Genomic DNA, 18,279 nt, shown 5'->3' with positions numbered 1-18,279 from the left:
TCATTTCGCCCAGTCCAGACGGAAAACTGCAGCTCCGGGTGTACTTGGGAGTCGTGACAAGCGGCTTCCGCGCACACTAGGGTGCGCGCGGTTGGACGAACGATGGGGAGGCTGGGATGGCCGACACGGATGAAGAGGCCGTCGCCGCCGAGGACGATGCGCTTTATGTGCTCACGGCGGTGCTGCTGACACCGGCGAAGTTCCCGAGCGTGCTGGGCGACGACTACCCGGAGGCCTGTGCGGCGCTCGGGATGGCACCGCTCGCCGACGGGTACGGCCTGGTGCTCGGCCAGGACGGCGACGGGTCGCGGTGGACGGTCGTCATCGACGACGTGTCCCTGGTCGCGGTCGCCATCGCGTCCTGGGACTGCGGCATGGAGTACGACCTGTCGCCGAGCGAGCGCACGGTGGTCGCCGCCCTGCCGGGCTGGCCGCTCGCGGTCGCCGTCGCGGCACCCAACGTGCCCGCGCCGCACGACCCGGACCCCGACCTCGTGGACCGGCCACCGCTGGCTCCCCCGGACACCACCACCTGGGGTCCGGCGCAACGACGCCTGGGCGCCGACGAGATCGCGCTCCAGTGGGCCACCTGGCGGGAGCAGATCGACGACTCGACCTTCTCGACGGAGGACGGGGCGGGAGACGCGTCGAAGACGGACGAAGCCACGCCCTCCGAAGCGGCCTCGGACACGGCCTCGAACACCGCCTCGGACACGGCCTCGAACACCGCTTCCGACACGGACGGGTCGGAGAAGACGAACGGGTCCCAGACGGCGGACGAGCCGGAGAAGGCGGCCGAGTCGCGGGAGGCGAACGAGCCCGGGAAGCCTGACCGGACGGATCAGGCGGGCAAGACGCCGACGGCTGACACCGGAGCGAACAGCAGCCCCGCGGAAGGCCCCCAGCCGGGCCACAGCGGGGTCCGCCGCGTACTGACGGAGATCCGCGCCTACATCGACGCGCCGCCACCCCTCGGCCGCGTCAGATCCTCTTTCGCCCCCGGCGACGCGCGCACACTGCGCGCCGACGGCCCCGGCTGGTCGCTGGTGGCCCGGACCGACGACATAGCGTTCGTCCTGCTCGACGACGAACCCGGCGAGGTCCTGCCGGTGGGCCGGGGTCCCGAACTCCCCGGACTCCTGGAAGCACTCGACAAGCTGGCCGTACGGCCGAGTTGAGCCTTTGCGGGCGGAGCCTCGGGTGAGCGGGCCCCAGGGTCCGACGGGCTCCAGGTCACGCCCGAAGCCAAGACGGCAGTCGGCCGCCCCACGGCGGCGCGAAAACGGCACCCCCCCTCAGTCCGAGGCCAGCCCCCGGCCGAGCCCCGCCCACGAGGCCGCTGTCGGCAGTCCCGCGGGCGGCGACATGCTCCGCTCCCGTGCCCTGGGCGGCAACGCCCTAGGGCATCGGTGGTGCGTCAGCGCCCGATCTCCTTGCCTGCCACGCGGCGCAGCCTGCGCCGCTGCGAGGGGTCGAGCGTCAGATATGCGGCCGTCGGCACTCCCACGACGATCAGGAATGAGACCCACCAGGGCAGCCAGATCAACAGGATCAGTCCGACCGCCACACCTCCTACGGCGATCTTCGCGTTCATCGACATATGTCGCCTCCTCCGCGGCCGCAGCCGCTCTCTGATCTGAAAACGGGTTCGCGCTCCGCACAGTTCCGGATCGCGACCCTGATACATCCCTGAGGCGCTTCCCCTACTGGTACAGGGCCATCACTGGTACCGGGCCGTCGGCAGCTCCTTCACTCCGTCCACTCCATCCGCAGCGGCTCCCCCACCTCGTGGAGGTGGCGCAGGGCCTGCCGGTAGGAGTCGACGAGCCCCGTCTCCACGTAGGGGATACCCACATCCTGACAGTGAGCGCGCACCAGGGGCTGTGCCCGGCGCAGATTGGGGCGCGGCATGCTCGGGAAGAGGTGGTGCTCGACCTGGTAGTTGAGGCCGCCGAGGAACCAGTCGGTGAGGACGCTGCCGCGGATGTTCCGTGAGGTGAGCACCTGACGGCGGAGATGACCCCATCGCTCACCGTCAGGGTCGGGCATCTCCATGCCCTTGTGGTTGGGTGCGAAGGCCAGGCCCAGGTGCAGTCCGAAGAGGGCCTGGTGCAGCGCGGCGAACGCGAGTGCCTTCCCTGGGGACATCGATATGAGCAGCAAGGTCGCGTAGGCCACGACGTGGCCCACCAGAAGGGCGCCTTCGACGGCCCGCTCCCGGCGGGGCTGGCGCCGCAGATCCTGGAAGCCGTGGACCTTGAGGGCGATGCCTTCGAGCAGGGTGAGCGGGAAGAACAGCCAGGCCTGGTTGCGGGTGAGCCAGCGCCGGAATCCGGAGCGGTGCTTCGCCTGCTCGCCGGTGAAGACGAGGATGTCGGCGACGACGTCCGGGTCCTTGTCGATGTGGTTCGGGTTCGCGTGATGGCGGTTGTGTTTGTCGTTCCACCAGGAGTAGCTCATCCCCAGCAACAGGTTGCCGTGGATCAGTCCGATGACCCGGTTGACGGTCCTGTCGCCGGCGATCTGCGAGTGGCCGGCGTCGTGGCCTATGAAGGCCGTACGCGCGCCGAACACGGCGAACAACGGTGCCAGGAGCAGCGTCAGCCAGGAGTCGCCGATCAGGACGACGCCGGTGGCGATCCCGGCCAGTGCGAGGGCGTTGGCGGCGATGCAGCGTGCGTACCAGGCGTGTCGCCGCTCCAGTAGTCCTCTGCCCTTGACCGTGCGCAGGAGGGGCGCGAACTCGCTCCCTGGGGGCGCCGCTACGGCATCCCCAGGATCGCGTGCGCCGACGACTGCGGTGGTCTGGGACATGTCCGGTCTCCGGGTCTCTCAGGCAACGGGCTGACCTGAGCAAACGTACGAATCGGTGACCGTTGGCGACCATGGCGGCACCACCCGTGTCCCTACGGGGGAAAGCCGGATCCGCCCAGGGGGGCTGACGACACCCTCACTCACAAGATCGTCGGCATCGGGCTCGCGGAGAACCACCCGGAAAACACGAAAGCGAGGAGTTCACGCACTCCTCGCCACACCCAAGGTATAGCTCACCCAGGGGCTTGCGGCAAGGCCCAAGGGGTGCCGCAAAATGGCCGACCGAGGCCAGGACCTGCGGAAACGAAAGATCGTGATGTGCAGGTCCACGTAGTGGCCCACCGGAGACCGACCTCGTGGGATGGGCGTTCCTGATGATTGACGTGATCGTGGTCGGCGGCGGACCGACCGGCCTGATGCTGGCCTGCGAGTTGCGGCTGCACGGCGTGCACGTGGTCGTGCTGGAGAGGCTGACCGAGCCGACCGGGGAGTCCCGCGGGCAGGGGCTGCACACGCGCAGTGTCGAGATCATGGACCAGCGCGGTCTTCTCGACCGGTTCCTCGCGGTGAGTGAGACGTTCCAGGTGGGCGGTCTCTTCGGGGGCATCGTCAAGCCGTGGCCCGACCGGTTGGACACGGCTCATCCTTTCGGTGTCGCCACCCCGCAGCCGGTCACCGAGCGGCTGCTGGCCGAGCGGGCCGTCGAACTCGGTACGGACATCCGGCGCGGCTTCGAAGTGGTCGGGTTGAGTCAGACCGAGGACGGAGTGACCGTCGGGTTGGCGGACGGTTCGCAGCTGCGGGCGCGCTATGTCGTCGGCTGTGACGGCGGCCGGAGCACGGTGCGCAAGCTGCTCGGCGTCGGTTTCCCCGGTGAGCCCGCGACGGTCGAGACGCTGCTGGGCGAGATGGAGGCGACCGAGGACCCGGCCACGATCGCCGCCGTCGTCGAGGAGGTCCGCAAGACCCAGCTGCGGTTCGGCGTCAGCCCCGGCGAGAACGGTGTGTACCGCGTCGTCGTGCCCGCGGACGGCGTCGCCGAGGACCGCGCGGCCACGCCGACTCTCGACGAGTTCAGGCGGCGGCTACGGGCCGTCGCGGGCACCGACTTCGGTGTGCACACGCCGCGTTGGATGTCCCGGTTCGGTGACGCCACCCGGCAGGCCGAGCGCTACCGGGTCGACCGGGTGCTGCTGGCGGGCGACGCGGCGCACATCCATCCGCCGACCGGCGGACAGGGGCTCAACCTCGGGGTGCAGGACGCGTTCAACCTCGGCTGGAAGCTCGCCGCCGCGGTCAACGGCTGGGCCCCGGAAGGGCTGTTGGACAGCTACCACACGGAACGTCACCCGGTGGGTGCCCGCGTCATCGCCAACACGCGCGCGCAGATCACCCTCCTGGGGACCGATCCTGGCGCGACGGCACTACGGGAACTGTTCTCCACGCTCATGGACTTCGAGGAGGTGAACACGTACGTGACCGAGATGATCACCGCTGTCGCAATCCGCTACGACTTCGGCGAGGGCCATGACCTGCTCGGCCGACGCCTACGGGACATGCAGCTGAAGCAAGGCCGCCTCTACGAGTTGATGCACACCGGCCGAGGACTCCTGCTCGACCGGACCGGCCGTCTCTCGGTCGCGGGTTGGGCTGATCGCGTCGACCACGTGGTCGACGCCGTCGAGGAACTGGACGCACCCGCGGTACTCCTACGGCCGGACGGCCACGTGGCATGGGTCGGCGACGACCAGGAGGACCTGCTCGACAACCTGCCCAGGTGGTTCGGCACTCCACGCCTGGACGCGGCCAACCCCCGTGACCCTCAGGTCGCTTGAGATCCCATGGTGACGGTTCTACGCCGCCGGTGCCGCGTCCGTCCGACAAACGGCCGACACCCCTGGTTCACCTCGCCGTCGAGCACCGTTCCGCATGAGGACCAACTCTGGCCGCTGTCAGCGAACTTGTCCTCAGGAGGCCCGATGTCCCCGCACGCCATCGTCCGGCGCCGCGTCCGTCGTCCCGTAGCGGCGGGTGTTCCGCTCGCCGTGGTTGTCGCCCTCGTGGCGGCCGGTACGGCCGCGGCAGCCCCCGCGAAGGCCCAGGCCGCCCATGTCACGCGTACGGCGACGCTCGGCGACATCCCGCTCGGCGCGTTCAGCAACGCGCTGCTGCCGGGCACGGTGGCCGATGACCGGGGCGTGGACCTCGGCGGCATCGGCAGCGACATCTACCCGGCCGGCCGCAAGGGCGAGTACTGGACGGTCACCGACCGCGGGCCCAACGGCCAGATCAAGGTGAGCGGGACGAAGCGCCGCACGTTCCCCGTGCCCGGTTTCGACCCGGCGATCGTGAAGATCCGTGTCTCCGGGAACACCGTCAAGGTTCTTGACGCCCTCCCGATCACCACATCCTCCGGGAAGGCCGTCACCGGGCTGTCGAACCAGCAGGGGCGCGACGAGGCGCCGTACTCCTACGACGCGCAGACGGCACTGGCGTACAACCCGAACGGACTCGACACCGAGGGCATCGTGCGAGCCGGGGACGGCTCCTTCTGGCTCGTCGACGAGTACGGGCCCTCCCTGGTGCACGTCTCCGCGCGCGGGAAGGTACTCACGCGGTACGTGCCCAAGGGGCTCCATCTGACGGGGACCGACTACCCGGTGGTGGAGTCGCTGCCCGCGGTCCTGCTGCACCGGAAGATCAACCGAGGCTTCGAGGGGCTGGCCCAACTGCCCGGTGGTGACCTGGTGATGGCCCTGCAGAGCCCGCTGTCGCTGCCGGACGGGGATGCCGGGGACGCGTCGCTCAACACCCGTCTGCTGCGCTTCTCCACCAAGAAGAAGGCGGTCACAGCGGAGTACGCGTACCGCTTCGACCCGGTGAACGTGGTCGACCCCAGCGAGGACGACACCTCCGAGCTGAAGATCTCCTCCGTGGTCGCGTTGGGCGGTGACCGCCTCCTGGTCGAGGAGCGCACCGACAAGGCGGCCCGGTTGCAGGTGGTGAAGCTGGACCGACGGTCGAACATCCTGGGCGGTCGCTACGACGACGACACGACGTCCCCGTCGCTGGAGCAGCTCGACGACCCCGCCGCCTCGGGTGTCCCGGTGCTGGCCAAGAAGCTGGTCGTCGACCTGGGGACCGTCTCCGGGGTGCCGCAGAAGATCGAGGGCATCGCGCGCGTGGATCACGACACGCTCGCCCTCGCGAACGACAACGACTTCGGGATGACGGACGGCGCGGGCGCGTTCGACGCACAGGGGCGGCTGGTCGACAGCGGGATCGAGACGACCGTGGTGTACCTGAAGCTGCCGCACGGCATCTGAGCCTCCGTCGGCCTCCGGGGCGGCTAGCCGAACAGGGACGGGAGCAGTGACTCGATGTCACTGGGGACCTCGCTCGGCAGTTCCGAGGGGAAGTTCGACGGGAGCGCGGTCGGGAGCTTGGTCGGCAGGCTGGTGGGGAGACTGGTGGGGAGTTTCGTCGGGAGGGTGAGGGACGGGCTGCGGCTCGTGCTCGAACTGCTCGCCGCGGGCGCCTTCTTGTCCGGGGAATCGTGTCCTCCGGAGGCCATCAGTACGACGGTGACGACGGCTCCGGCGGCCACGATCACGGCGAGCAGGACGAACAGCGGCCGGGGTCGCCGACGCGGGGGCGGGGGCGGGTCGTAGCCCCCGTAGTCCCCTCCTGACGCGTGGCCGAAGTCTCCGGGAGGTGGTGGTCCGAAGCCGCCTCCCGGAGGCGGGGCGGCGCCGGGTGGCCCGGGCGGTCGAGGCGGTACGGGCGGCATGGCCATACCGTCCAGAGTCGCCTCACAGAGGTCATGACGCGACCCCCGCGCGGTGGTTGATACGGGCTCATGCCGTGGATCGCATGATTCCGGAGCATTCCGCGCAGGGGCCGGTCACGAACGGCAATTCACGTGCACCGGTGGGCTCGTGAGTGACGCACGCGTGCGTGCGGTCAGCCGCGCGCTCCCAGGAGGTGGTCCATGGCGAGCTGGTCGAGCTGCTCGAAGGCCATCCCGCGCTGGGCGGCGGCCTCCACGTCGAAGTCCTCGAACGCGGAGCGGTCCGCGAGCAGCGCCTTGAGGCCGTCCGCCGCGGTCTGCTGCGCCAGTTCGTCCAGACGCGAGGCGCGCAGCGCCTCCTGGACCACCGGGTCGGCACGGAACGCGGCCGAACGCTCCTTGAGGATCAGGTAGTTGCGCATGCAGCCGGCGGCCGAGGCCCACACACCGTCGAGGTCCTCGGTGCGCGGCGGCTTGAAGTCGAAGTGCTTCGGGCCGGCGTAACCGGCGCTCTCCAGGAGGTCGACCAGCCAGAAGGCGGCACGCAGGTCGCCGTTGCCGAAGCGCAGGTCTTGGTCGTACTTGATGCCGGACTGGCCGTTGAGGTCGATGTGGAAGAGCTTGCCCGCCCACAGGGCCTGGGCGATGCCGTGCGGGAAGTTGAGCCCGGCCATCTGCTCGTGGCCGACCTCCGGGTTGACGCCGTACAGCTCCGGGCGCTCCAGGCGCTCGATGAACGCCAGGGCGTGGCCGACGGTAGGGAGCAGGATGTCGCCGCGGGGCTCGTTCGGCTTGGGCTCGATCGCGAACTTCAGGTTGTAGCCCTGTTCGGTGACGTACTCGCCGAGGAGGTCGAAGGCCTCCTTCATGCGGTCGAGGGCGACGTGCACGTCCTTGGCGGCGCCGGACTCGGCGCCCTCACGGCCGCCCCAGGCGACGTAGGTCTCGACGCCCAGCTCGGCCGCGAGGTCGATGTTGCGGATCGTCTTGCGCAGGGCGTAGCGGCGCACGTCGCGGTCGTTGGCGGTGAACGCGCCGTCCTTGAAGACCGGGTGCGTGAAGAGGTTGGTGGTCGCCATCGGCACCTTCATGCCGGTCGCGTCGAGGGCCTCGCGGAAGCGCTTGATGTGCGACTCGCGCTCGGTGTCCGAGGACCCGAAGGGGATCAGGTCGTCGTCGTGGAAGGTCACACCGTGGGCGCCGAGCTCGGACAGGCGCTGCACCGTCTCGACGGGGTCGAGGGCGCGGCGGGTGGCATCGCCGAACGGGTCCCTTCCCTGCCAGCCGACGGTCCAAAGGCCGAAGGTGAACCTGTCCTCGGGGGTGGGCTGGTAGTTCATGACGCGGCTCCTTGTTGCTTCGCTGCGACTATTTCGTCATGGCGGTTTACAAATTAGTATGCACACACAGCTCTGGGAAGGGACAACATGTCCCCGAAGGAGTGGGGTACGGGCCACCGCACCCCGGGCAGTCTTGAAAACAGCAGGTCAGAGCCCCGCAGAGCCGCGGAAAAAACAGGGAGAGCCCGATGTCAGCAGCCGAGGGTCCGCTCGTCGTCGGCGTGGACACGTCCACCCAGTCCACGAAGGCGCTGGTCGTCGACGTGTCCACCGGACGGATCGTCGCGAGCGGCCAGGCGCCGCACACCGTCTCCTCGGGGGCGGGCCGCGAGAGCGACCCGCGCCAGTGGTGGGACGCCCTGGGCGAGGCCCTGCGCCAGTGCGGGGACGCGGCCCACGAGGCGGCGGCGGTGTCGATCGGCGGCCAGCAGCACGGGCTGGTCACCCTGGACGCCCAGGGCGAGCCGGTACGCCCGGCGATGCTGTGGAACGACGTGCGCTCGGCGCCGCAGGCCACCCGGCTGATCGAGGAACTGGGCGGCCCGAAGGCCTGGGCGGAGCGCACCGGCAGCGTGCCCGGAGCCTCCTTCACGGTCACGAAGTGGGCGTGGCTCGCCGAGCACGAGCCGGAGTCGGTGCGCGCCACGGCGGCCGTACGCCTCCCCCACGACTACCTCACCGAGCGGCTCACCGGGCAGGGCACCACCGACCGGGGCGACGCGTCCGGCACGGGCTGGTGGGCGTCGGCGAGCGAATCGTACGACGAGGAGATCCTGCGGCACGTCGGCCTCGACCCGGCGATGCTGCCCCGGGTGGTGCGGCCGGGTGAGGTGGCGGGGACGGTGCGCGACTGCCATGACCTGCCGTTCTCCAAGGGCACGCTGGTCGCCCCCGGCACCGGTGACAACGCGGCCGCCGCGCTCGGCCTCGGGCTGCGCCCCGGCCACCCCGTGCTGAGCCTCGGCACCTCGGGCACCGTCTACGCGGTGTCGAAGCACCGCCCCGCCGACCCGTCCGGCACGGTCGCGGGCTTCGCCGACGCGCACGGCGACTGGCTGCCCCTGGCCTGCACCTTGAACTGCACCCTCGCCGTCGACCGCGTCGCGGCCCTGCTGGGCCTGGACCGGGAGGCCGTGGAGCCCGGCACCGCGGTGACCCTGCTGCCCTACCTGGACGGCGAGCGCACCCCGAACCTCCCCAACGCCTCGGGCCTGCTGCACGGCCTGCGCCACGACACCACCGGCGGCCAGCTCCTCCAGGCCGCCTACGACGGCGCCGTGCACGCCCTGTTGGGGGCGCTCGACCTGGTCCTCGACGAGGACGCGGACCGCACCGCGCCCCTGCTGCTGATCGGCGGAGGCGCCCGGGGCACCGCCTGGCAGGACACCGTACGACGGCTGTCGGGGCGTCCGGTCCAGGTGCCCGACGCGAAGGAACTGGTCGCGCTCGGCGCCGCCGCACAGGCCGCAGGCCTGCTGACCGGTGAGGACCCGGCCGCGGTGGCGCGGCGCTGGAACACGGCCGCCGGGCCGGTGCTGGACGCCGTGGAGCGGGACGAGGCGACGCTGGCCAGGATCTCCGGGGTACTCTCCGACGCGGCTCCGCTGCTCGAACGGGGGACGGACGCCCGCTGACCCGCAATCGACCGAGGACTGACGGAGGCATGACCGCACCGCTGCACGAGGCGCATCCCGCCGGGCCCGGCCGCGCGCTGCCCGACACCCAGCAGGGCATGCGCCGCCGCAACCTCGCGCGTGTGATGCACACGGTGCGCGCCGAGGGCCCGCTCTCGCGCGCGGCCGTGGCCTCGCGCATCGGGCTGACGCGTGCGGCGGTGTCGACGCTGGTGGACGAGCTGATCCGGTCGGGGCTCCTCGAAGAACTGGGCCCCGAGCGGCCCGGCCGGGTGGGCCGCCCCGGCTCCGCGCTCGCCGTCAGCGGGCGCGGTCCCGCCGGGATCGGCGCGGAGATCGGCGTCGACCATCTCGCGGTCTGCGCGGTCGATCTGCGCGGCGAGATACGCGCGCGTGCCGTCCGGCACGGGGTGAACCGCGGCCGCTCCCCCGAGCCGGTCCTCGCCGAACTCACCGCGCTGGTACGGCAGGTCGTGGCCGAGGCGGACGCGGAGGGCCTGTGGCCGGCCGGGCTCGCGGTCGCCGTACCCGGTCTGGTCGCACGCGACGGCCGCACGGTGGTCCGGGCCCCGAACCTCGACTGGCACGACACGGATCTCGGCGCCCTGCTGCCCGCCGAACTGCCGCCGACTGTGGACAACGAGGCCAACTTCGGCGGCCTCGCCGAACTCTGGCTGGGGGAAACCGCTCCCCGTGACTTCCTGCATGTGTCGGCCGAGATCGGCATCGGCGCCGCCGTCGTGGTGGACGGCGGTCTGCTGCGCGGAACACGCGGATTCGCGGGCGAGTTGGGCCATGTCCCCGTGCGTCCCGACGGGCCGGCGTGCGCGTGCGGCGGGCGCGGCTGCCTCGAACAGTACGCGGGCGAGGAGGCGGTGCTGCGTGCCGCGGGACTGGAGCCCGGCGCGGACCGGGTCGGCCTGCTCGCGTCCCGTGCCGCCGACGGCGACGAGGCGGTACGACATGCCCTGCACGAGGCCGGTACAGCGCTCGGCATCGCGCTGACCGGCGCGGTCAACCTCCTCGATCCGCAACTGGTGGTGCTGGGCGGCGCGCTGTCCGGGCTCGCGCCGTGGCTACTGCCGTCGCTGGAGGCCGAGTTGGCGGGCCGCACGGCGGGGCCCGCCTGTCCGGTCTCGGTCTCCCGGCTGGGACCAGAGGGTCCGCTGCTGGGCGCCGCGCACTCGATCGTGCGGGCCGTCCTCGACGACCCGGCCTCGGTGGCCGAACGGGCTGGGGACAACCTGGCCGAACAGGCCTGAAACGGGGCCGACTTCACCCGTCCGAGTGATCGGGTTGTCCACAGTTCCGCCACCGTCCACGGAACCACGCCACGCCCTACTGCCCAACCCGCAAGCGCCGTACCGTGATTCACGTGAGGCGCAGCCGTCGAGTCGTGACGACGCGGTGCGGATGACGGTGGACGAGGGGGGATTCACGTGTCGGGGGAGACAGTACGAGGGCAGGCGACGGTTCCAGGGCTGCGGCGGGATGCCGTCGGGCTGCGCGAGGTCCTTTTCCAGAGCATCACGGCGATGGCGCCGGCCGCAGCGGTCGCCGCGTCGATCCCGTCGGGCGCGGCCTTCGCGGGCGGCAGCCTCCCACTGTCGGTACTGATCGCGCTGGTGGCCTGCCTGTTCACCGCGTCCTGCGTCGCCGAGTTGGCCCGCGAGTTACCCGCCGCGGGCTCGGTGGCCACGTACGCGGCGCAGGGACTGCATCCGGCCGTCGGCTTCCTGGTCGGCTGGGGCTATGTCTTCGTGGAGGCGCTGATCCCACCCCTGCTGCTCCTCCAGCTCGGGTTCACCACGGCGGGCACCCTGCACCAGGAGTGGAACTCGTATCCGGAGAGCCTCTGGTGGCCGTGGGCGCTCGCGGGCGCCGCGATCATCACCGCGGCGGGCTGGTTCGGAGTCCGGGCCTCCGCCCGCTTCGGCACGGTCCTCGGGGTCTTCGAGATCCTCGTCTTCCTGGTGTTCGCCGTCTGGCTGATCGGCAAGGCCGGCAGCGCCAACACCCTGTCCGTGTTCGGGACTTCGCACACCGGCAAGGACTACTCGGGCCTCGGCGGGGTCTTCGCCGGATCGGTCTACACGGTGCTCGCGTTCGCCGGGTTCGAGGCCGCGGCGCCACTCGCCGAGGAGACACGCGACCCACGCCGGACCATGCACCGCGCGGTGCTCGGCGCGGCCCTCGGGATCGGCCTGTTCTACGTGCTCACGACCTATGCCATGACCGTGTACTTCGGGCCGGACCGCTTCAGCGGCTTCGGCGCCGACGGAGCGGCCTCCTGGGAGGGCGTGGCCCGCGCGTCGTTCGGACTGTTCTGGGTGCTGGTGTTCCTGGCCGTGGTCAACTCGACCATCGCCAACGCCAACGCGTGCGCCACCGTCTCGACCCGCACCGCTTTCGCCCTGGCCCGCATCCGGGTGCTCCCCCGGGTCCTGGCGACCCTGCACCCACGCCACCGCTCCCCCGTCGTCGGTATCGCCGTCCAGAGTGTCATCGCGGTGGGAGCCGTACTGGGCCTCGGCCTCGGCTACGACCCGGTGACCGCGTTCCTCCTCCTGGCCACGGTGATCGTGACGGTCGTCATCGCCGTCTACATCGTCGTGAACCTCGCCTGCGCGGGCTACTTCCTGCGCCGCAGACGCGAGTTGCTCAAGCCGCTACGACACCTGCTGGTCCCGCTCCTGGGAATCATCGCGTTCGTCCCCGCCCTGCTCACCGCGGCAGGCATCCCGGCCTTCGACTTCGTGACAGAGCTGACCGCCCCCGTGTCCTACGCCGGACCCGTCGTCGGCGTCTGGATGGCGGCGGGGGTCGTGGTCCTGCTCGTCCTGCTACGTCGCCACCCCGAGCGAATAGCCGAAACCGCCCGTGTCCACCTCGACGAACCAGACCCCACCGGTCATCCGCAGAACGGAGCAGTACAGCCATGAACGCCCCCCGGATCCTGACGGTGCGGCCCGAACCCGGCGACTACGCCTGGACGTTCGGCGGCGCCCCGCCCGTGGCCCGCATCGCGCCCGGCACGGTCCTCGACCTGTTCACCGAGGACTGCTTCGCGGGACGGGTGCGGTCCGAGAAGGACCTGGTGTCGGAGGTGTGCGAGTTCCCGTTCCTCAACCCGCAGACCGGCCCCTTCCATGTGGAGGGCGCCGAGCCGGGCGACACGGTCGCCGTGCACTTCGTGTCGATCGAGCCGGCGCGGGACTGGGCGGCCTCGACCACGGTCCCCCTCTTCGGGGCGCTCACCTCGACGCACACCACGGCCACGTTGCAGCCGCCCCTTCCGGAGACCGTCTGGATCTGGCAGTTGGACCGGACCCGCCGCACGGCGCTGTTCCGCGCACGGGACAGTGACATCGAGGTCGAGCTGCCCCTCGACCCGATGCACGGCACGGTGGGCGTGGCCCCCGCGAACCTGGAAGTGCGTTCGGCGCTGGTGCCGGACGCGCACGGCGGGAACATGGACACCCCCGAGATGCGGGCCGGGGTCACCTGCTACCTCGGGGTGAACGTGGAGGGCGCGCTGCTCAGCCTGGGCGACGGTCACGCCCGGCAGGGCGAGGGAGAGACCTGCGGAGTCGCCGTCGAGTGCGCGATGAACACCGTGGTGATCGTGGAGCTGCTCAAGGGGGTCGCCACACCCTGGCCGCGCATCGAGTCGGACACGCACATCATCTCGACGGGTTCGGCACGCCCGTTGGAGGACGCGTTCCGGATCTCCCAGCTCGACCTGGTGCGCTGGCTGGTCCGCGACTACGGCTTCAGCGAACTGGACGCCTACCAATTCGCAACCCAGGCGGTCGAATCACCGTTGGCCAACGTGTGCGACACCAACTACACCTGCGTGGCGAAGATCCGGAAGGAATGGCTGCCCGCGCGCGAGACACACCGCGGACTGCACGCACGGCTGCGGGAGACCGCGGCGGCGCTTCAGAGCTGAACAGCACCCCGGCACTGACCAGAAAGGCACCCGACCATGGAACGGGCACGACCGCTCCCCAGCAGGAGATGGCTGCTGAAGGGCGCCGCCCTCGCCGCCGTCCCCTACGCGTTACTCCCCCACGCTGAGGCCGACGCACAGACCCAGGCCGTCGACTACCCGTCGGCCGAGTGGCAGCCGGCGAGCACCTCCAACTACACGGCGTCCAACCGCCCGAGCACCTATCCGCTCGACTACGTGGTCATCCACGTCACGCAGGAGACGTACCCCAACACCCTGTCCATCTTCCAGAACCCGCAGAAGAAGGTGTCCGCGCACTACCTCGTGCGCTCGGCCGACGGAAATGTGGCGCAGTGCGTCCGCGAGGCCGACATCGCCTGGCACGCGGGGAACTGGGACTACAACACCCGCAGCATCGGTATCGAGCACGAGGGTTGGGTGGACCAACCCCAGTGGTTCACCAACGCGTTGTACGAGCAGTCGGCCAAACTGACGGCGGCGATCTGCACGAAGTACGGGCTCCCGAAGGACCGGGCGCACATCATCGGGCACTACGAGGTGCCGGGCACGGACCACACCGATCCGGGGCCGAACTGGGATTGGACGCGGTACATAAGGCTGGTCAATTTCGCCTGATCGGAGGCGGATGCGAGCCGGGTTCGGAGAGTGTCGCGGTTCGTTCGGGGCGTACCTGGTCGAAACGGTTGTCCGGATCGGTCTGCGGAGTAACGATGGCCGCATCCGTTGCGACGCCGTGTCGACTTCAGGGGAGGCCGAGTTGACCGATCCATGGGTGGCCCTGGAGCCGGGGGCCGACCCTGCCGAGCGGGTGCGGGTGCTGCGCCGGGCGCACGAGACGTTCGCCGCGGCCGGCACGGTGCCGCAGCCGGTGCGGTCGGTGGTGGCCGAGTCCTGGCGGCGTTCCGCACGGGCCGGTGTCGGTACCGAGGGCACGGCGAGCGTCGAGCTGACGGACGGCGACCTGGGTGTCTACCGCGCGGAGCATCCGCTGGCGCGGGTGATGCCGCTGATCCGGGAGCTGATGGGCACGTTCGCGGCGGACGGGGAGCATCTGCTCGCGGTGTGCGACGCGCAGGGCAGGCTGTTGTGGGTCGAGGGGCATCCGGCGACCCGTCGGAAGGCGGGCGGGATGAACTTCGTGCCGGGTGCGCGCTGGGCGGAGAGCGCGGTCGGGACGAACGCGCCGGGGACGGCGGTGGCCCTGGACCGGCCGGTGCAGGTGTTCGCGGCCGAGCACTTCATCCGGCGGGTGCAGCCGTGGACCTGCGCGGCGGCTCCCGTGCACGATCCACGCACGGGGCGGGTGCTCGGTGCCGTGGACATCACCGGCGGGAACGGCCTGGCGCATCCGCACAGCCTCGGCTTCGTACAGGCGGTGGCGCGGGCCGCCGAGTCCCAACTGGCGCTGCTCGCACCGGAACAGACACCCGTCGACGGACCCGAGCTGACGGCGCTCGGCCGGGACGAGGCCCAACTGTGCGTCGACGGACGCAAGGTGAAGCTGAGCCGCCGCCACAGCGAGATCCTGGTCCTGCTGGCCCGCCATCCCGAGGGACTGACCGGTGACGAGTTGCTGTGCGCGCTGTACGAGGACGAGTCGGTGCCGCCGGTGACATTGCGGGCCGAACTGGCGCGGCTGCGCAAGCTGTTGGGCCCGGGGCTGCTCGCCTCGCGTCCGTACCGGCTCACGGTGCCGGTCGAGTCCGATGTGACGATCGTCGAACGGCGGCTGGAAGGGGGCGCGGTGACGGGAGCGGCGTCGGCGTACACGGGTCCGTTGCTGCCGGGTTCGCAGGCTCCGGCGGTGGTCCGGCTCAGGGCCCGGCTCGCGGACGGTCTCCGTACCGCGCTGATCGCCCGCCGCGACCCCGACCTGCTGGCGGACTGGGCGCACGCGCCGTGGGGCGAGGACGACCTCGACGTCTGGCGGGCGCTCGCGGCGATACGCCCGACGGCACCGGTGCGTTCCCGGCTCGCCGCGCTGGAGTCCGAGCTGGCGGCACCGGCCGCCTGGTCGCACCGGGCGGGTCACTGACGTAGCGCGCGTATCGCGGTAACACGCGGTCGCAGTAGGCCACTTGACGCTCCCAGTCCCGCGCAACGTACATGCAACGTCCCGCCCCCTAGCCTCGCGCCGAGAGCTGCCCAACGGCGGGCAGCGCTGTTCCGGGAGGCAGACCAGGATGACCCGTTACACGGCACCCGGCACCGAGGGCGCGATCGTCTCCTACCAGGCGCGCTACGACCACTTCATCGGCGGCGAGTACGTGCCGCCGGCCCGCGGGCAGTACTTCGAGAACCCGTCACCGGTGAACGGGCAGCCGTTCACGGAGATCGCGCGCGGCACCGCGGAGGACGTGGAGCGGGCGCTGGACGCGGCGCACGCGGCGGCGCCTGGCTGGGGCCGGACCTCGGTGACCGAGCGTTCCGACATCCTGCTAAAGATCGCCGACCGGATGGAGGCGAACCTGGAGCCGCTCGCGGTCGCGGAGAGCTGGGAGAACGGCAAGCCGGTCCGCGAGACCCTCGCCGCCGACATCCCGCTCGCCATCGACCACTTCCGCTACTTCGCGGGGGCGATCCGGGCGCAGGAGGGTTCGCTGGGCGAGGTCGACGACGACACGGTGGCGTACCACTTCCACGAGCCGCTCGGGGTCGTGGCGCAGATCATCCCGTGGAACTTCCCGATCCTGATGGCGACATGGAAGCTGGCGCCGGCGCTCGCGGCGGGCAACGCGGTCGTCATCAAACCGGCCGAGCAGACCCCGGCGTCCATCCACTACTGGATGAGCCTGATCGCGGACCTGTTGCCGCCGGGCGTGGTCAACATCATCAACGGCTTCGGCGTGGAGGCGGGCAAGCCGCTCGCGTCCAGCCCGCGCGTGGCGAAGGTCGCGTTCACGGGCGAGACCACGACGGGGCGGCTGATCATGCAGTACGCCTCCGAGAACATCAAGCCGGTCACGCTGGAACTCGGCGGCAAGTCGCCGAACATCTTCTTCGACGACGTGTCCTCGGCGAACGACGACTTCCTCGACAAGGCGCTCGAGGGCTTCACGATGTTCGCGCTCAACCAGGGCGAGGTCTGCACCTGCCCGTCGCGGGCGCTCATCCAGCGCGGCCACTACGCGGACTTCCTCCAAGCGGCCGTCGCCCGCACCGAGTTGATCAAGCCGGGCCACCCGCTCGACACGGACACGATGATCGGCGCGCAGGCCTCCAACGACCAGCTGGAGAAGATCCTCTCCTACCTGGACATCGGTCGGCAGGAGGGCGCGAAGGTCCTCACGGGCGGCGAACGCCTCGACTACGACGGTGAGTTGAAGGGCGGCTACTACGTCCAGCCGACGATCTTCGAGGGCGACAACCGCATGCGGATCTTCCAGGAGGAGATCTTCGGGCCGGTGGTCTCGGTGACGTCCTTCGCCGACTTCGACGACGCGATCAAGGTCGCCAACGACACGCTCTACGGCCTCGGCGCCGGCGTGTGGACCCGGGACATCAACACGGCGTACCGCGCGGGCCGGGCGATCCAGGCGGGCCGGGTATGGACGAACTGCTACCACGCGTACCCCGCGCACGCGGCGTTCGGCGGCTACAAGCAGTCCGGCATCGGGCGCGAGAACCACAAGATGATGCTGGACCACTACCAGCAGACCAAGAACCTCCTGGTGAGCTACTCGCCGAAGAAGCTGGGCTTCTTCTAGACCCACCGATCCACACCCACCGATCCAGACCCACCGATCCAGGTCCACCGATGAGGGGTGCCTGACCCGGGAAATCTCCCGTCAGGCACCCTTCACTGCGAGCCCGCCGACCCGTCGACCGGAATCCCCAGCCGCTCGGCAACGGCAGTCAGCGCCGTTCCCAGCGGCAGCGCGACCCGGGTGACGGCGTGCGGGTCGCCTCGGGTGGGGTCGCGGTTGACGATCAGCACCGGCTTGCCCTCCTGTGCCGCCTGGCGGACGAACCGCAGCCCGGACATCACCGTCAGCGACGAGCCGAGGACCAGCAGCGCGGACGACTCGCGGACCATGCGCCGGCAGTCCTCGACGCGCTGCGGCGGCACCGCCTCGCCGAAGAACACCACGTCCGGCTTGAGGACGCCCCCGCACTCGACGCACGGCACCACGCGGAAGTCTCCGACCTGCGCGTCGGTGAGGTCTGCGTCGCCATCCGGGTTGATCCCGGCGGCAACCGGGTCGAAGCCCGGGTTCTCGGCCTCCAGACGCCGGGCGAGTTCGCGGCGCGGGCTCATGGCGCGGCAGGAGAGGCACACGACCCGGTCCAGGCTGCCGTGGAGTTCCACGACGCCCTCGCTGCCGGCCGCCTGGTGCAGGCCGTCGACGTTCTGGGTGATCACGCCCGAGAGGCGGGCGTCCCGGGCGAAGGCGGCCACCGCGAGGTGCCCCGCGTTCGGACGGGCCCGCCCGAAGGTGCGCCAGCCGAGGTGGCTGCGCGCCCAGTAGCGGCGTCGAGCGTGCGCGCTCGCGGTGAAGTCCTGGTAGGTCATCGGGGTGTGCCGGCTCAGGCTCCCGCCCTCGCCCCGGTAGTCCGGGATGCCGGACTCCGTGGAGATGCCCGCCCCGCTGAGCACCAGCACACCGCCGGCGCTCAGCGCGTCGACGACCGGCTCCAGGTCGGTGGTGCCCGGCGGCAGGTCCGTCGTCGGGGTCCAGCTCAGGGTGGGGCGCATACGCATGCCGCAAGGGTACGAAACCGACGGCC

Annotated in this window: 15 protein-coding genes; 10 read left to right on the top strand and 5 right to left on the bottom strand. The window is 70.8% G+C overall.

What is annotated here, in order from left to right; all coding sequences use genetic code 11:
• Window positions 1-116: 116 nt before the first annotated feature.
• Window positions 117-1,178 (top strand): hypothetical protein, encoded by a 1,062-nt coding sequence (locus tag OHT77_RS38390; RefSeq protein WP_328832949.1) that lies wholly within the window; start codon window positions 117-119, stop codon window positions 1,176-1,178.
• 239 nt (window positions 1,179-1,417) lie between these two features.
• On the opposite strand, the gene OHT77_RS38385 is transcribed toward OHT77_RS38390, so the two are convergent.
• Together OHT77_RS38385 and OHT77_RS38380 are read right to left on the bottom strand one after the other, a co-directional pair.
• On the bottom strand, window positions 1,418-1,600 hold the full coding sequence (locus tag OHT77_RS38385) for a hypothetical protein (RefSeq protein WP_266774376.1): 183 nt from the start codon (window positions 1,598-1,600) through the stop codon (window positions 1,418-1,420).
• 149 nt (window positions 1,601-1,749) lie between these two features.
• A complete protein-coding gene (locus OHT77_RS38380) occupies window positions 1,750-2,814 on the bottom strand; it encodes a fatty acid desaturase family protein (RefSeq protein ID WP_328832948.1) in 1,065 nt (354 codons plus the stop codon).
• Window positions 2,815-3,188: 374 nt separating this feature from the next.
• Between OHT77_RS38380 and rox the strand changes: the two genes are divergently transcribed.
• Window positions 3,189-4,649, top strand: coding sequence for a rifampin monooxygenase (gene rox / locus OHT77_RS38375; protein WP_328832947.1), 1,461 nt, complete (start codon window positions 3,189-3,191; stop codon window positions 4,647-4,649).
• A gap of 144 nt (window positions 4,650-4,793) precedes the next feature.
• Window positions 4,794-6,140 (top strand): esterase-like activity of phytase family protein, encoded by a 1,347-nt coding sequence (locus OHT77_RS38370; protein WP_328832946.1) that lies wholly within the window; start codon window positions 4,794-4,796, stop codon window positions 6,138-6,140.
• A gap of 23 nt (window positions 6,141-6,163) precedes the next feature.
• On the opposite strand, the gene OHT77_RS38365 is transcribed toward OHT77_RS38370, so the two are convergent.
• Entirely contained in the window at window positions 6,164-6,610 is a 447-nt protein-coding gene (locus OHT77_RS38365) for a hypothetical protein (protein ID WP_328832945.1), read from the bottom strand.
• 167 nt (window positions 6,611-6,777) lie between these two features.
• Window positions 6,778-7,944, bottom strand: a complete 1,167-nt coding sequence (xylA, locus tag OHT77_RS38360; protein WP_328832944.1) for a xylose isomerase — start codon at window positions 7,942-7,944, stop codon at window positions 6,778-6,780.
• Window positions 7,945-8,132: 188 nt separating this feature from the next.
• Between xylA and xylB the strand changes: the two genes are divergently transcribed.
• From xylB to exaC, 7 genes are all read left to right on the top strand, one after another.
• Window positions 8,133-9,578, top strand: a complete 1,446-nt coding sequence (xylB, locus tag OHT77_RS38355; protein ID WP_328832943.1) for a xylulokinase — start codon at window positions 8,133-8,135, stop codon at window positions 9,576-9,578.
• 29 nt (window positions 9,579-9,607) lie between these two features.
• Window positions 9,608-10,840: an ROK family transcriptional regulator gene (locus OHT77_RS38350; protein ID WP_328832942.1), complete on the top strand. Its 1,233-nt coding sequence runs from the start codon at window positions 9,608-9,610 to the stop codon at window positions 10,838-10,840.
• Between the two features lie 219 nt (window positions 10,841-11,059).
• Complete coding sequence (locus tag OHT77_RS38345) at window positions 11,060-12,520, top strand: APC family permease (RefSeq protein WP_328834449.1); 1,461 nt, start codon at window positions 11,060-11,062, stop codon at window positions 12,518-12,520.
• Entirely contained in the window at window positions 12,517-13,530 is a 1,014-nt protein-coding gene (locus OHT77_RS38340) for an acetamidase/formamidase family protein (RefSeq protein ID WP_328832941.1), read from the top strand. The genes OHT77_RS38345 and OHT77_RS38340 overlap by 4 nt, the downstream gene beginning before the upstream one ends.
• Window positions 13,531-13,566: 36 nt before the next feature.
• A complete protein-coding gene (locus tag OHT77_RS38335; RefSeq protein ID WP_328832940.1) occupies window positions 13,567-14,166 on the top strand; it encodes an N-acetylmuramoyl-L-alanine amidase in 600 nt (199 codons plus the stop codon).
• A 142-nt stretch (window positions 14,167-14,308) separates the two neighbouring features.
• Window positions 14,309-15,586, top strand: coding sequence for a GAF domain-containing protein (locus tag OHT77_RS38330; RefSeq protein WP_328832938.1), 1,278 nt, complete (start codon window positions 14,309-14,311; stop codon window positions 15,584-15,586).
• 148 nt (window positions 15,587-15,734) lie between these two features.
• Entirely contained in the window at window positions 15,735-17,258 is a 1,524-nt protein-coding gene (exaC, locus tag OHT77_RS38325) for an acetaldehyde dehydrogenase ExaC (protein WP_328832937.1), read from the top strand.
• A gap of 92 nt (window positions 17,259-17,350) precedes the next feature.
• On the opposite strand, the gene OHT77_RS38320 is transcribed toward exaC, so the two are convergent.
• Window positions 17,351-18,253: an NAD-dependent protein deacetylase gene (locus tag OHT77_RS38320; protein ID WP_328832936.1), complete on the bottom strand. Its 903-nt coding sequence runs from the start codon at window positions 18,251-18,253 to the stop codon at window positions 17,351-17,353.
• Window positions 18,254-18,279 lie beyond the last annotated feature (26 nt).

The sequence above is a fragment of the Streptomyces sp. NBC_00252 genome (genome assembly GCF_036187565.1).
In the GTDB taxonomy this organism is placed as follows: Bacteria; Actinomycetota; Actinomycetes; order Streptomycetales; family Streptomycetaceae; genus Streptomyces.
This window is presented reverse-complemented; position numbering and strand designations above follow the sequence as displayed.